This is a genomic window from Burkholderiales bacterium, from assembly GCA_015075645.1.
Taxonomy (GTDB): domain Bacteria; phylum Pseudomonadota; class Gammaproteobacteria; order Burkholderiales; family Casimicrobiaceae; genus VBCG01.
On the sequence record JABTUF010000004.1, the window covers coordinates 259,584 to 272,827 of the forward strand.

Consider the following 13,244-nt stretch of genomic DNA (forward strand, 5'->3'; position numbering starts at 1 on the left):
GTCAGGACCTCGCGGCCTGCGGCACGCGCGGGGGCGTGCCGGCGTCGTTCGATGCCGACGGCTCGCCGGGCGCGGTCACGCGCAGGAGGCTCGTGCCGAGGTCGGGCGCGAAGTCGTCCACGCGGACGACCTTCGCGACGAGCGTGCGCTGCGCGACCAGTGCGCGCCCCTCGCCCGCATCGATGACACCCGCCGAGATGGCGCGCGCCGCGAGTTCCTCGACGCCCTCGCCCGGCGCGAGGTTCGCGTCGAAGGCGCCGGATTTCGCGGCCGCCTTGAGCTTCGCCTCGACCGGCTCCACCGCGACGGTCGCCGCGAGCGCGCGCTCGATCAGTCCCGTCGGATCGTCTTCTTCGTTCGACACGAACATCGGCATCGTCAGGCGGTCGCGCGTGGCCGACGGCTCGATCAAGAGGCGCGCCACCTCGTGGCCCAGCCGGTCCGACGGCACGACGTAGGGTCGCCCGAGCGGGAACACGATGCGCCGCATGAGGGTGCTGACGATGCGGTTCGGGAAGTTCGAGACGACGCCCTCGAACGCGTTCTGCGCCTGGAACATCGCGTCCCAGATCGCCCAGTGCATCAGCGGCGCGTCGGCGGCCTGCCGGCCCTCGCGCTCGTAGCGCGCGAGCGTGGCCGAGCACAGGTAGAGCGCCGAAAGCACGTCGCCCAGGCGCGCCGAGAGCTTCTCCTTGCGCTTCAGCGCGCCGCCGAGCGTCCCCATCGACACGTCGGCGAAGAACGCGAGCGCCGACGAGAAGCGCGTGAGCTGCTGGTAGTAGCGCCGCGTCTCGGGCGCCACGCCGTCGGGCACGCGCACGAAGTGCGAGCCGGTGAGCCCGGTCACGAGCGTGCGCGCGGCGTTCGACAGCACGAAGCCGACGTGGCCCCACAACGCGTGGTCGAACGCGACCGACGCCTTCGCCGGATCCTCCTCGCGCGTCGCCGCCATCTCCTTCAGGATGTACGGGTGGCAGCGGATCGCGCCCTGGCCGAAGATGATCAGGCTGCGCGTCAGGATGTTCGCGCCCTCCACCGTGATCGACACCGGCATCTGCATGTACGCCGCGCCGAGGAAGTTCGACGGCCCGAGGCAGATGCCCTTGCCGCCGACGATGTCCATCGCGTCGTTGATGATCGCGCGGTTGCGCTCGGTGATGTGGTACTTGGCGATGCCGGAGAGCACCGCGGGCTTCTCGCCCAGGTCGACCGCCGCGGCGGTCAGCACGCGCGTCGCGTCCATCATGTACAGGTTGCCGCCCATGCGCGCGAGCGGCTCCTCGATCCCCTCGAAGCGGCCGATCGCGGTCCGGAACTGCGTGCGCACGCGCGCGTAGCCGCCGGTCGTGCGGACCGCGAGCTTCGCCATGCCGGTGTTCGACGACGGCAGCGAGAGGCCGCGCCCGGCGGCGAGGCACTCCATCAGCATCCGCCAGCCCTTGCCGAGCATCGGCTGGCCGCCGATCACCCACTCCATCGGGATGAACACGTCGTTGCCGTGGTTCGGGCCGTTCTGGAACACGCAGTTCAGCGGCATGTGGCGCCGGCCGATGTGGACGCCCGGATGGCTCGTCGGGATCAGCGCGCAGGTGATGCCGAGGTCCTCGCGGTCGCCGAGCAGCCGGTCGGGGTCGTGCGCGCGGAACGCGAGGCCGAGCAGCGTCGCGACCGGGCCGAGCGTGATGTAGCGCTTGTCCCAGGTGAGCCGCAGGCCCAGCACGCGCTTGCCCGCGTGCTCGCCGAAGCAGACGATGCCGTAGTCGGGGATCGCCGCCGCGTCGGAGCCCGCGTTCGGATGGGTGAGCGCGAAGCACGGGATCTCCTGCCCCTTCGCGAGCCGCGGCAGGTAGTAGCGCTTCTGCTCGTCGGTGCCGTAGTGGAGCAGGAGTTCGCCCGGCCCGAGCGAGTTGGGCACCAGCACCGACACCGCGACCGAGCCGGAGCGCGTCGAGAGCTTGGTGATCACCTGCGAGTGCGCGTACGCCGAGAAGCCCAGGCCGCCGTACTCCTTCGGAATGATCATTCCGAGGAAGCCCTTGTCCTTGATGAACTGCCACGCGTGCGGCGGCATGTCCTTGTAGACGTTCGTCGTCTCCCAGTCGGAGACCATCGCGCACAGTTCCTCGACCTCGTGGTCGAGGAAATGCTGCTCGTCCGCGGTGAGCCCGGGCGCGGGAAGCGACAGGAGCTTCTTCCAGTCCGGCTTGCCGCTGAAGAGTTCGGCGTCCCACCACACCGTGCCCGCCTCGATCGCCTCGCGTTCGGTCTGCGACATCGGCGGCATCACCTTGCGGAACGCGCCGAGCAGCGCGTCGCTCACGAGATGGCGCCGCAGGCCCGGGACGAGCGCGGGAATCGCGACGAGCACGCCCACGACGGCGAGCGCCAGCGAGAGCCACCGCGGCACGAGCGCGCCGACCCACGCGGCCGCGACCAGCACGGCGAACGTGCCGACCCACGCGATCGCGCGCGCACGCACGCAGGCGAGCGCCAGGAACGCGAGGAAGGCCCCCAGCAGCCAGAGGAGCGAGGTGACGAGGATCATCGTTTCGTCCTTTCCACGTCGGGCGCGCCGTTCAGCGGGCGCGTTCCGCTGCGATCTCGCCATCGAGGTCGCGCGAGACTTCCGAGAGATCCGGCAGCGGCGCCTTCAGGCCCGCGAGCAGGAACGGCGCGAGCCGGCGCAGGAGCACCTCGTCGTTCGAGGTCTCCTTCGGATTGAGTTCCGCGATCAGCTTGAGCGCGTCGGTGCCGGCCAGCGTGTAGGACAGCGCGCCCATGATGAAGTGCAGCCGCCACGACAACTCCTTCGCCGGCAGGTGCGGCAGCGCGCGGCCGAACGCGGCCTTGAAGCGGACGATCATCGGCGCGTACTGCTCGGACAGGAACCGGCGGATGAACGGCGCCGGGTCGGCGTAGGCGCGGCCGAGGAGCTTCAGGAAGTTCTTGCCGCCGAGTTCGCGGTCGCGCGCGAGTTCGAGCGCCGGCACGAACAGCGCGACGATGATCCGCTCGCAGGAGAGCGGCGGCGTCGCGGCCTCGCGCTCGAACCGGTCGAGCAGGTCGACGCGGCGCTGGTTCATCGGATCGAGCCGGCGCGTCAGCACCGCCTGGAACAGTTCTTCCTTGCTGCCGAAGTGGTAGTTGACCGCCGCGAGGTTCACCGCCGCCGCGGCGGTGATCGCGCGGAGGCTCGTCGCCTCGAAGCCGTGCTCCATGAACAGCGTCTCGGCCGCATCGAGGATGCGGTCCTTCGTCGCCGTCGTGGTCCGGCCGTCGTGCAGCGACACCACCGTTCCGCCCATGCGGTTCCCCCGGGGTTGGCGGGCCGCGGCCGGGAGTCGGGCGCGGCCTCAATCAAACGATCGTTTCAATCTTATGTTCGTTTGACTCCAGGGTCAAGCAACAGGTTCCGCGGGAACTGGACGTGATCAGGAGGCGCCCGGGTCGTGAGGCCCACGATGTGCCCGGCGGCCGCGGATGTGATGGCCGGCAGGCCCCGTAGTCCGGGGCCGCGCGCCCGGCTGCGCCAGCCCCCGCCCGGATCGGCCGCTCAGCGACCGAAGCGGGCCGCCAGTTGCGCGACGGCGTCTTCGATCGCCGCACGCAGCGCCGCGTCCGCGCCTTCGGCCTTGCGCTGCGCGGCGTACAGGTCGGGGGCGGCCGCGACGTTGCGCGGGCGGTGACCCAGCGCGCCGGAGAGCCCGGCGCCGGAGAGGCCGACGCTCGTTTCCGACGACTTGATCGGTTTCTTCACGTTGACGGCATCGAGGATGTCGCCGGTGCCGGAGTCCACGATGCGGACGTCGATCGCGATCGAGTCCGTGATGCTCGAACCTCCGAAGCTCACGCCGGCGATGCTGATGCTGCCCGTGCGCTGCTGCTCGGCGGCGTTCACCTCGGACACGATGCCCTCGAAGACGAACTGCGCGCCGCGCATCATCTGCTGCGCGGCAGCGCCGGTCGTGTAGCCCTCGGCGTTGAGGAGTTTTTCCTTCATCACGCCTTCGCTCAGGCGGCTGCGCTCGACCACCCGGAAGCGGCCGGTCTTCACCAGCGCGGTCTTGAACATGTCGGTCGCGGCCACGCCGCTCACGCCCGGCAGCATCGACCGGAACTCGAAGATGGTGACCGACACGCGCTCGCCGCCGGGAAGCGGCGCCGGTGCGGCGGCCGCCGTCGCCCCGGCATTCGCGTTGGCGTCGGCGGGCGATGTCTGCGCGTTCGCCGGAAGCGTCGCAGCACAAAGCGCCGACGCCCCCAGGATGGCCCAAGCGGGCGCGACCGTTCGCCGGAACATGCGGACCTCCGAGAGGCCGGCCCCGCGCAAAGGCGCAGCCGGGTTGGCGACTGGGTCGCAGCTTGAGCCGCACCGTGTTACATCCGCGTCACACGCCTTCGGGGAACCGATCGGGCGACGCGGTTTCGCACCGGTACCAAAGTCGACGGCGCCGGCCTCGAGGCAACGAAGGAGTCGCCGTTGCCTCAGGGTTGCGTCGCGTCGCGCCCGTCGGCGGCGTCGAGTTCGCTCTGCCAGCGCGCTGCCGCGGCGGCGTCGCCTCGAACGCGGCAGTGCGCTACCAGTTCCGCCACGAAACCCCGCAGGAGCGGCACGCTGCCGATCGCTCGCGCTTCGCGCACCGCGTCCTCGAGCAGCGCCACCGCGCGAGCGGACTCGCCGCGGCGCCGCGCCACGTCCGCGAGCGTGGAGAGCGTCAGCGCGTGGCCCCGACGGTGGCCCACCTGTCCGGTCATGCGCAGCGCTTCCTCCGCGTGGACCTGTGCGGTCTCGAGGTCTCCCTGTTCGATCGCGCAACGGGCGAGCCAGTACGCGCAGTTCGCCACCTTGAGCGGGGCGTTGCCGCGAAAGCGTTCGATCGCCGTCGAAAGGTGCGCCTTCGCATCGTCGAACCGGCCGAGCGCCGTGCAGGTCGCGCCGATCTCGAGCAGCAGCGCGGCGTCCGCGGCCTCGTCGAGCTGTCCGCGCAACCGCGCGCGCGCCTCCTCGGCGATCGCGAGCGCGGCGTCGTAGCGGCCGCCTTCGAACGCCGCCACGGTGCGCTTGATCGCGAGCTCCGCTTCGAGGGCCGGGTCGCCGATGCCGGTGACGAGCGACGCCATGGCCTCGATCGCGCGCGCCCGGCCAGCCTCGTCTCCGAGGTTGCGGAACAGGTCGACGCAGGCGGCATGGATGCGAAACGCCGCCGCGCCACCGGCGCCGTCCGCGAGCGCGGCATCGTAGTGGGCGATGGCTTCGCGCAACGCGTGGACCCGCGCGGCCGCTTCGGCCGCCCGCGTCCTGGCGCCGACCGCCTCATGGGCCCGGCCTCCGTCCTCGAGGTGCCGGGCGATCCGCGCCGGCGGCCCGTCGGCGAGCGCGAGCGCGGCGGCGAGCCGTCGATGCATGAGGCGCGTTCGCTCCGCCGACATCGCATCGGCGAGCGAACGCCTGATCAACTCGTGCGCGAACCGATAGCCCTTGGCATCGGGCAGGACGAACTGGGCGCTCGTCGCGGCGTCGAGCGCTTCGACGACGGCCCACTCGTCCACCGCGATAGTGGTCGCGATCATGGCGACGTCGAAGCTGTCGCCCGCGAGACTGGCCGCCTCGAGCACCCGGCGCACCGGCTGGCCGAGCCGGTCGACCCGTCGCAGCACCGCCTCGCGCACGTTGGGCGAGATCGGAAGCTCGCGATAATCCTCGGTGTCGTCGTCGTAGGGCGTCGACCACGTGCCGCCGTCGCGCCAGAGCACGCCCGCACCGAAGAGGTCGCGCAACGTTTCCATGATGAACAACGGATTGCCGGCCGTCGCCGCGTGCAGACGCCGCGAGAAAACCGCTGCGCCGGTGCTGCCGGACAGAGCGCGCACCAGTTCGAGCACGTCGGGCGCGGTCAGCGGCTCGAGCGCGATCCGCTGGAGGAGGCCATCGCGTTCGACCGCCGCCAGTGCGCTCTGCACGGCGGCGTTGGCCGCGAGGTCGGGTTGCCGTGCCGCGGCGAAGAGCCGGGTTCGCTGCGCTCGCCGCACCACGTGCGCGAGGAGCTCGGCGCTGGCGCCGTCGAACCATTGCAGGTCGTCGAACACCAGCGAGCCGTCGCCGGCCGCCGTCAGCAGCGCGGCGGCGAGTCCCTCGAGGAATCGCCCCTTCGCCTCGGCCAACGGAAGCTCCGCGTTGGTTCCGTCGCCGGAGAGCGCCGGCACGAGTCGCGCGACTTCGGATTGCCAGACCGGGTCGAGCAGCTCGAACCAGCGCGTGTCGTCGCGATACGCCGACCAGATCGCCTCGGCCACCGGGTAGTACGGCGTGTCGCGCGAGATCTCCCGCCCCTCGAGCACGATCGTCCGGCCGTGCGATCGGGCGAACTCGACGACGAGCCGGCTCTTGCCGAGTCCGGGATCTCCGGTCACCAGTGCAAGACCTCGTCGAACCGCGGCGAGCGTGGACCAGGCAGCGTCGCGACCCACCAGCGGCGGCGCGAGCGTCGGCGTCGCGTCGTCGGCGTCGGGCGGCACGGGCGTTGCCGCGGGCGTCTCGAGGCGACGAGCCCACGCGATCGTCTCGTCGCCGGGAGCGACACCGAGTTCGCGCGCGAGCAGGTCGCGGCAGCGCTCGAACTGCGCGAGGGCCGCGCGGCGATCGCCGGCCCGATAGAGGAGTCGCATCAGCGTCCGATGGCGCGCCTCGTCGAGCGGATCGTCGTCGAGGAGCGCGCGCGCGAGGTCCAAGGCGCCGGCGATGTCGCCGTCGCGCTCGCGCGCCGCGGCTTCGCGTGCGAGCGAAGCCCGCCACAGCCTCGCGACTTCATCGCGCTCGGCGGCGAGCCACTCGGCGAAGCCCGCGGCGCCCTTCAGGTCGACATCGGCGAGCAGCGGACCACGATGGATCGCGAGGACGTCCGCGTCCCGATGGTCCGCCGCGGCGCGTCGCAGCCGGTCGACGTCGATGTCGGCGCCCGGGCGGAGCGCGAGTTCGTCTCCGCGCGTCTCGATCCAGTCGCCGAGGGCCGTGGCGTGGATCCGGTGCAGTTCCTGACGAAGATTGCGCCGGGCGTCGACGTCGTCGCGGTCGGACCACAAGAGCGCGCCCGCGCGAGGCCGCGAGACCGGTCCGTGAACCGCGAGGTAGGCGACGAGCGCGAGCGCCTTGCGGGTGGGAAGCTCGATCGGCTGGCCGACGCGGATCCTCGGCGGCCCGAGGAGGTCGAGCGCCAGCGTGTCCGCCGACCGGTGCTGCGTCTCGTCGCCTGGCGCCCTGGACATGCGATCCCCGCGCGTCGGCCGCGTCCCCGGCACGCTCGAAACAGCCATCCTCCGCCCGCGACTGCGTGAAAAACCTTGCGGTCAATCAAGAAGTCGTCAGGCAGGACCTCCGCGTTCGTCCCGCCACCGTGTGCGCATCGCACGTCCCGGCCGAACCGCTGTAACGCCCGACGCTCCGCGCCGTGACGCCGGGATAACGCCGCGCGGCCTATCGTCTCTTGCAGGCGCCGGGATCGCCGGGGCCGCAGGGATTGGCCACGACCATGCCGCCGCGATCGCTCGATGATCACGCTCCGCCGGGTGGAGCGCGCGCGCCGTCCGCCTGCTGCCTGACCCGGCCGCCACTCCCTGTCCGCGCAGGGGACCCTCGATGACGAACGACTGCAAAGCTCCGCTCGATGCGCGCGATGCCAACGCGATGCCAACGTCGGACTGCAAAGCGGACGGGCCGCTTCGCATCGAACTCGCGCGAAGTGGCGGCCGTTGGCAGGCGGTGATCGTGCGCGAGCATCACGCGCCCGAGGTGACCACGCTGCACCAGTTGATCCGCTGGCTGGCCGCCCTGTCGGCCGGCTCCGAACGACCGCCGGGCGGGCTGCGGTGAGCCGCGCGCCGCACGGGCCCGAGCCGAGGAGGCCGACGATGACCACGATGCGCACCCTGCACCGATCCATCAGGCCACTGCCGGCAGTCCGGCTCATGTGCTTCGTCTTCGCATTGACCGTGCCCGCCGCGTTCGCCGCAGAGACCGCCAAGACCGCGATCGGCCGGGCCGGCCCGGTCGCCGCGACATGGCGGGCCGATGCGCGACTGACCCACGTGTCCACGCTGCGCGGACAGGCCGACGGCCGCGCGGTGCAGTGGCTGTGCACCTACTACTCGCCGGCGGCGAAGAAGAGCGCGATCGTCACCGTGCGCGCCGGCGGCAAGGTCGAGATCGATGCAGACGTGCGCAACACCTCGGTCGATGCGCTCGGCGCCGATTTCGTCGACAGCGACCAGGCCGTGGCCGCAGCGGCCAAGGCAGGGTTGACGTTCGCGAAGGACGCCAGGGATCTGGGGCTCGGCCTCGTCGTCGGCAACCAGGCGACGGGCAAGCCGCAGGCGTTCTGGTCGGTCATGGTCAGCGACGACAAGGGCATGGCATCGGTGACGCTCGCCGCCCGCGACGCCGCGTTCGTCAAGCGCGACAACGTCAAGTACTGATGGCAAGTCCCGGGACACGCTGCGGCAGCAGGCGCGAGGCGCTGACCGATGCGCGATCGCACCGGCGCTGGAACGGTCGCCGAACCATCGCACTCGGCATCCGCTGATCGTTCGAACGAGGCGCCCCCCATGAACAGGAACCGGCAACGCCTCTGCATCGCCATCCTTCCGTTGGCGGGGATCTGGTGGTCCGCGATGGCAGCGCTCGCCGCCGACGCTCAGCGCGCGCCGACGGCCGCATCCACCGCCGGCACGACCCGTCCTGCCCTGCCTCCTGTCGACCGCGACCAGAGGAGCGGATCGGCGGTGGGGAGCACGATCGCCCCCGTTCCGGGCAACCTCGCGCCCAGCGTGCGTCAGATCCGGCCGGCGACCGTGAACGCCGGGCAGACGCTGGACTTGCTGTTGATCGGCGCCGGTTTCGGGACGCGCACGCAGGTGACCTTCGGCGCAGGGGTCGAGGTCGTCGACGCGCCGCAGGCCGTGGGCGAAGGCCAGTTGCGCATTCGGGTACGGGTGGCGACCGACGCCGCGCCCGGCCCGCGCATGCCGAGGCTCGTCAATGGCGCACTCGCCGGATCCGGACCTGCCTCGCTCACGGTGCTGGCCACGCGTGCAGCACCGGCCGCCCGACAGTCTCGTCCCGCCGAATACGCCAGCGGGCTCTCCCGCTCGCCGTCGCAAGCCGACGCGGCGACCCGGACCGCGCCGTTCGAGGCCATGCCTCCCCCACCCCGACGCGCCGACCCGGCTGCTCGGACGGCACCCCTCGCGGGCATGCCGCCTCCGCCACAGCGCGCCGATCCGGCAACGCGGACTCTCCCCCTCGCGGTCACGCCGGACCGATCCGCCCGGGCGGACTGGCCGGCCCCGCCGGATTCATCGCGCAGGGGCACGCTTCCGCCGCCTTCCAACCTGTCCCGCGCGGGCAGCACGCCGATGCAGCGAGTTCCTGCCGCGACGGTGAAGCTCGCGTTCGGAAAGATCGTGCCCGATACCAAGAAGCCGGCGTGGGGCGGAACGGAGCGAACCTTCGACAAACTTTCGGCGAACGCGACGCTGGTCTGGCAGACCGCCAACCCCGAGGCGCACTCGTGGCGCTGGCAGATCTCGGCCCAGCCCTTCCCCGCCGATGCGGCCGTGCAACCGCCTGCGCTGCTGAACGAAGGCGACGCCGTCTACGATCATTTCAAGCTGGACCTGCTGCCCTACGTCCCGGCTACGGACGCAAGCCCACCGAAGAAGACTCCGACGAAGAAGCTCCCGAGCAAGGCGCCGGGCAAGGCCGCGTCCCAGTTCGGCCAGCAGGGCGCGGTGCCGGTCGTCGACCCGCAGCAGGCGCCGGTGGCGCCGATCATCAAGCTCTACATCCGCGTCGTGAGGCTCACGGATGGCAAGCCCGCGGGCGCGCCATCCAACACCGTCATCGCCACCTACGAGCCGCGTGCCAACGACGAAGCCCTGGAGGCACTGGGCGAGGCTCTGGGAGATGTCCAGAAGGCGAAGGCCATGGCCGATCAGGCCGCGAACATGTTCGCCCTGAAGATCGTCCACTTCGAGCCGGCGGTGTTTCCCGATCCCAACCGCTGGGGCTGCGTCGAGCTGCTCGAGAATCCCTATCAGCACACCAGCCGACTCGGCACGTTTCATCCGCTCCACGGCTATGCCCCCGGCGAGCACTGTCCCAAACCCAAGGACATGCAGAAGGACTGGTTCGACAAGTGGGTGGTGGGCGCGATCGAGGGCTGGGCTCTCTCATGGAACAAGCTCACCGGGTTCTACAACGGGGCGAAGAGCTGGATCGCGAGCCAGATCGTCGGTCAGATGCCCTGCGAGTGGCTGGGCGAGAAGCTGGAGGACGAATGCCAGGCCGCGGCCCAGGTGATGGTGGAGGGCGCGCTTTCAGCCGGCATGGCGGCGGCAGGCATGCCCCCCAGCCTGCCCGATCTGGACGCCTTGAGCGCTCTGGGCAAAGGCAAGATCGCTGAAGCCGCGGTGAACACCAGTTGCGACGCCATCGAGAGCAACGGCGGCGTCTGCACGCCGGAGATGAAGGCGAAACTCGCGGACTACTACAGGCAGGGTCTCGACGAGTTGCAGAAGCAGATCGAAAAGCAGATGAAGTACGAGGCGCGCGAGCCGGGCTGCCGCAACGCACCCGACGCCGCCGAACACGCCGGCCTCGACCTCCTTCCCTGTTTCAGCGACTACCCCGGTACCAAGGTGGTACCCGCCAAGGGCGCGGTCTACGCACCGCCGACGGTGAAAGTCCGGGTCACGCGCAAGCAACCCCAGCCCGCGCACATCAAGGGCTGCGATCGGGTGTCCGTGGGCATGGACCTCACGAACACGTTCCCCGGCGGGTACCTCAGCGGCAAGAACCTGCCCCCGGCCCCGGTCGCCGGCCCGCTCTACATCCCGGCGAGCGAATCGGTGCCGCAACTCGGCGCGGGCGAGTCGGTAGAACTCCTGCTGGTCCTGTCGAAGATGGCCGTAGTCGAGGTGCCGGGAAACCACTACGGCAAGTTCTACCTTCCGAACTGGCAAGTGCTCTACCGAGGCGGCAAGGGCACGCTGTGGGCGTCGATGGCGGCAGCGGAGATCGCGACCGGACTGCAGACTCAGAAGGCGGTGTCAGGCCCCTGCTCGGCCGGAGACAGCGTGGCGTTGCAGATCCCGAAGTAGCTCCGAGACCGCCGTGCGGGTCGCGGGACGTCCGGGGCCTGCCGCGTCCTGGCGGCGACGTGGACAGCGGCGTGCGGGCGTCGTCGCGCGCTCGCCATGCCGCCGCTTCAGTTCCTCAGGACTCCACCGCTGCCGCCCGACCCGGCGCCTGCCGCAGCACCAGCAACAGCGCCACCGCGCCGAGCAGCGCGCCGACCCCGCGCGCCACGAGCGACGGCGACATCAGCCCGACGCCGGCGGCGAGGAACAGTGCGCGGCTGGTCCACCCGAAGCGCTGGCGCCAGAAGCCCTCGACCGCGAGGCAGAGGCAGGCGACCGACGCGAATGCGGCAACGATCGCGATCGCGACGCGCCAGGATTCCCCGATGAGCAGCAGTTCGCGACTGTAGATGAACGCGAACGGCACGAAGAACCCGACGATCGCGATCCGGACCGCGGCGAGCCCGATTCCGATCGGATTCGCGTCCGCGATCGGCGCCGCGGCGAACGCCGCCACCGCCACCGGCGGCGTCATCGCCGACAGGCTCGCGTAATAGACGAGGAACAGGTGCGCGGCCATCATCGGCACACCGAGCTTCAGGATCGCCGGCGCGATCAGCACCGCGGCGAGAATGTACACGCTCGGTGTCGGCATCCCCATGCCGAGCAGCAGCGTGACCAGCGCGGCCAGCACGAGCGTCGCGAGCGGGTTGGAACCCGCGACGAGGAAGATGAGGTCGGTGAACTTCGCGCCCAGTCCGGTCATCGACAATCCGCCGACGACGAGCCCGGCGGCCGCGCAGGCCGCCACGACCGGCACGACGCGCGTCGTCGTCTCCGCGAGCACCGAGTAGATCATCGCGACGCTCGGGCGCGTGCGCGACGACAGCGCGGCGGCGGCGAGGATCGCGAGCGTGCCGAACGCCGCGACGTAGTTCGGCGAGTAGCCCAGCAGCAGCGCGGTGACCAGCGCCACGAGCGGCAGCAGGAACACGCCGCCGCCGCGCAAGGTGTCGCGCAACTTCGGGATTCCGCTCTCGTCGAGTCCCCGCAGCCCCAGCTTCACCGAGTTGAGGTGCACCTGGTAGTACACGCAGAAGTAATACAGGGCCGCGGGCACGATCGCGGCGAGGGCGATGTCCACGTAACGGATGCCGGTGAACTCGGCCATGATGAACGCCGCCGACCCCATGACCGGCGGCAGGATGCTTCCCCCGGTGGAGGCCGCCACCTCGACGCCTCCGGCGAGCGTGCCCGAGTAACCGAGCTTCTTCATCATCGGGATCGTGATCGAGCCGGTGGCCACCACGTCCGCGGTCGGACTGCCGGAGATCGTGCCGTACAGCCCCGACGAGACGACCGCGATCTTCGCCGGCCCGCCCGGACGACGCCCGGTCAGCGCCGCAGCCGCATCGAAGAAGAAATCGCCGCCTCCGGCCCGCGACAGGAACGTGCCGAACATGCCGAACAGGAACACGTAGGTGAGCGCGACGCGCACCGGCACGCCGTAGATGCCGTCGGTCGTGAACACCAGGATGTCGAGGAAATGCCGGTAGTCGATCGGACCGTGGCCGAGCACGCCGGGGAGCCGGTCGCCCCACAGGTTGTAGGCGAGGAAGACGAGCACGATCACCGTCAGCCCCGGGCCCACGGTGCGCCGCGTGGCCTCCAGCGTGAGCAGCAGGAGCACGCTGCCCGAGACGACGTCGGCGGTGGTCAGCGGATCGAGCAGCGTGATGCGGGTGATGATGCGCTCGTTGTGCAGCCAGAAGTACGCGCTGCTCGCCAGCGCGGCGCCGGCGAAGAGCAGGTCGAACCAGGGCACGCGGTCCTTCGAGGACTCCGTGGTCGCGCCGACGTACAGGAAGACGAGCGCGAGCATCAGCCCGAGGAAGACGATGGTCATCGCGAACACGTCGACGATCTCGATCGTCGTCGTGTAGACGATGCCGAGCGCGACCAGCGCCGAGTACGGCTTCGCGATGCGACCCACCCAGCCCTCCGGCGTGCGGCGGGAGCCGGTGCCGAGGAACGCGGAGAGCGCGGGCATGGGGGTCGCGGGGGTCACGCAGCGCCGCCCGACCCTCGCGGCCTCGAAGGGCCGGGACCGG

8 protein-coding genes are annotated in these 13,244 nt (G+C 70.9%); 3 read left to right on the forward strand and 5 right to left on the reverse strand.

The window, feature by feature from the left end; genetic code table 11:
* Position 1: 1 nt before the first annotated feature.
* The 4 genes from HS109_11550 to HS109_11565 all read right to left on the reverse strand — a co-directional run bounded on the left by HS109_11550 (position 2) and on the right by HS109_11565 (position 7,263).
* Positions 2 to 2,545, reverse strand: a complete 2,544-nt coding sequence (locus HS109_11550; protein MBE7523006.1) for an acyl-CoA dehydrogenase — start codon at positions 2,543 to 2,545, stop codon at positions 2 to 4.
* A gap of 31 nt (positions 2,546 to 2,576) precedes the next feature.
* Positions 2,577 to 3,305 (reverse strand): TetR/AcrR family transcriptional regulator, encoded by a 729-nt coding sequence (locus tag HS109_11555; protein MBE7523007.1) that lies wholly within the window; start codon positions 3,303 to 3,305, stop codon positions 2,577 to 2,579.
* A gap of 248 nt (positions 3,306 to 3,553) precedes the next feature.
* A complete protein-coding gene (locus tag HS109_11560; GenBank protein MBE7523008.1) occupies positions 3,554 to 4,300 on the reverse strand; it encodes a hypothetical protein in 747 nt (248 codons plus the stop codon).
* 185 nt (positions 4,301 to 4,485) lie between these two features.
* Entirely contained in the window at positions 4,486 to 7,263 is a 2,778-nt protein-coding gene (locus tag HS109_11565; GenBank protein MBE7523009.1) for an AAA family ATPase, read from the reverse strand.
* Between the two features lie 370 nt (positions 7,264 to 7,633).
* Here HS109_11565 and HS109_11570 point away from each other — a divergent pair, with 370 nt between their 5' ends.
* The 3 genes from HS109_11570 (at position 7,634) to HS109_11580 (ending at position 11,154) form a co-directional block, all read left to right on the forward strand.
* Positions 7,634 to 7,867: a hypothetical protein gene (locus HS109_11570; GenBank protein ID MBE7523010.1), complete on the forward strand. Its 234-nt coding sequence runs from the start codon at positions 7,634 to 7,636 to the stop codon at positions 7,865 to 7,867.
* Positions 7,868 to 7,905: 38 nt separating this feature from the next.
* Positions 7,906 to 8,469, forward strand: coding sequence for a hypothetical protein (locus HS109_11575; protein MBE7523011.1), 564 nt, complete (start codon positions 7,906 to 7,908; stop codon positions 8,467 to 8,469).
* A gap of 129 nt (positions 8,470 to 8,598) precedes the next feature.
* Positions 8,599 to 11,154 (forward strand): hypothetical protein, encoded by a 2,556-nt coding sequence (locus tag HS109_11580; protein MBE7523012.1) that lies wholly within the window; start codon positions 8,599 to 8,601, stop codon positions 11,152 to 11,154.
* Between the two features lie 115 nt (positions 11,155 to 11,269).
* Here the strand turns inward: HS109_11580 and HS109_11585 are convergent, their stop codons facing one another.
* On the reverse strand, positions 11,270 to 13,183 hold the full coding sequence (locus tag HS109_11585) for a TRAP transporter fused permease subunit (protein ID MBE7523013.1): 1,914 nt from the start codon (positions 13,181 to 13,183) through the stop codon (positions 11,270 to 11,272).
* Between the last annotated feature and the right edge of the window lie 61 nt (positions 13,184 to 13,244).

Bases quoted from the DNA above. Each gene is read 5' to 3' on its own strand.
- HS109_11550 (MBE7523006.1), bottom strand. From the start codon at position 2,545: ATGATCCTCGTCACCTCGCTCCTCTGGCTGCTGGGGGCCTTCCTCGCG.
- HS109_11555 (MBE7523007.1), bottom strand. From the start codon at position 3,305: ATGGGCGGAACGGTGGTGTCGCTGCACGACGGCCGGACCACGACGGCG.
- HS109_11560 (MBE7523008.1), bottom strand. From the start codon at position 4,300: ATGTTCCGGCGAACGGTCGCGCCCGCTTGGGCCATCCTGGGGGCGTCG.
- HS109_11565 (MBE7523009.1), bottom strand. From the start codon at position 7,263: ATGTCCAGGGCGCCAGGCGACGAGACGCAGCACCGGTCGGCGGACACG.
- HS109_11570 (MBE7523010.1), top strand. From the start codon at position 7,634: ATGACGAACGACTGCAAAGCTCCGCTCGATGCGCGCGATGCCAACGCG.
- HS109_11575 (MBE7523011.1), top strand. From the start codon at position 7,906: ATGACCACGATGCGCACCCTGCACCGATCCATCAGGCCACTGCCGGCA.
- HS109_11580 (MBE7523012.1), top strand. From the start codon at position 8,599: ATGAACAGGAACCGGCAACGCCTCTGCATCGCCATCCTTCCGTTGGCG.
- HS109_11585 (MBE7523013.1), bottom strand. From the start codon at position 13,183: ATGCCCGCGCTCTCCGCGTTCCTCGGCACCGGCTCCCGCCGCACGCCG.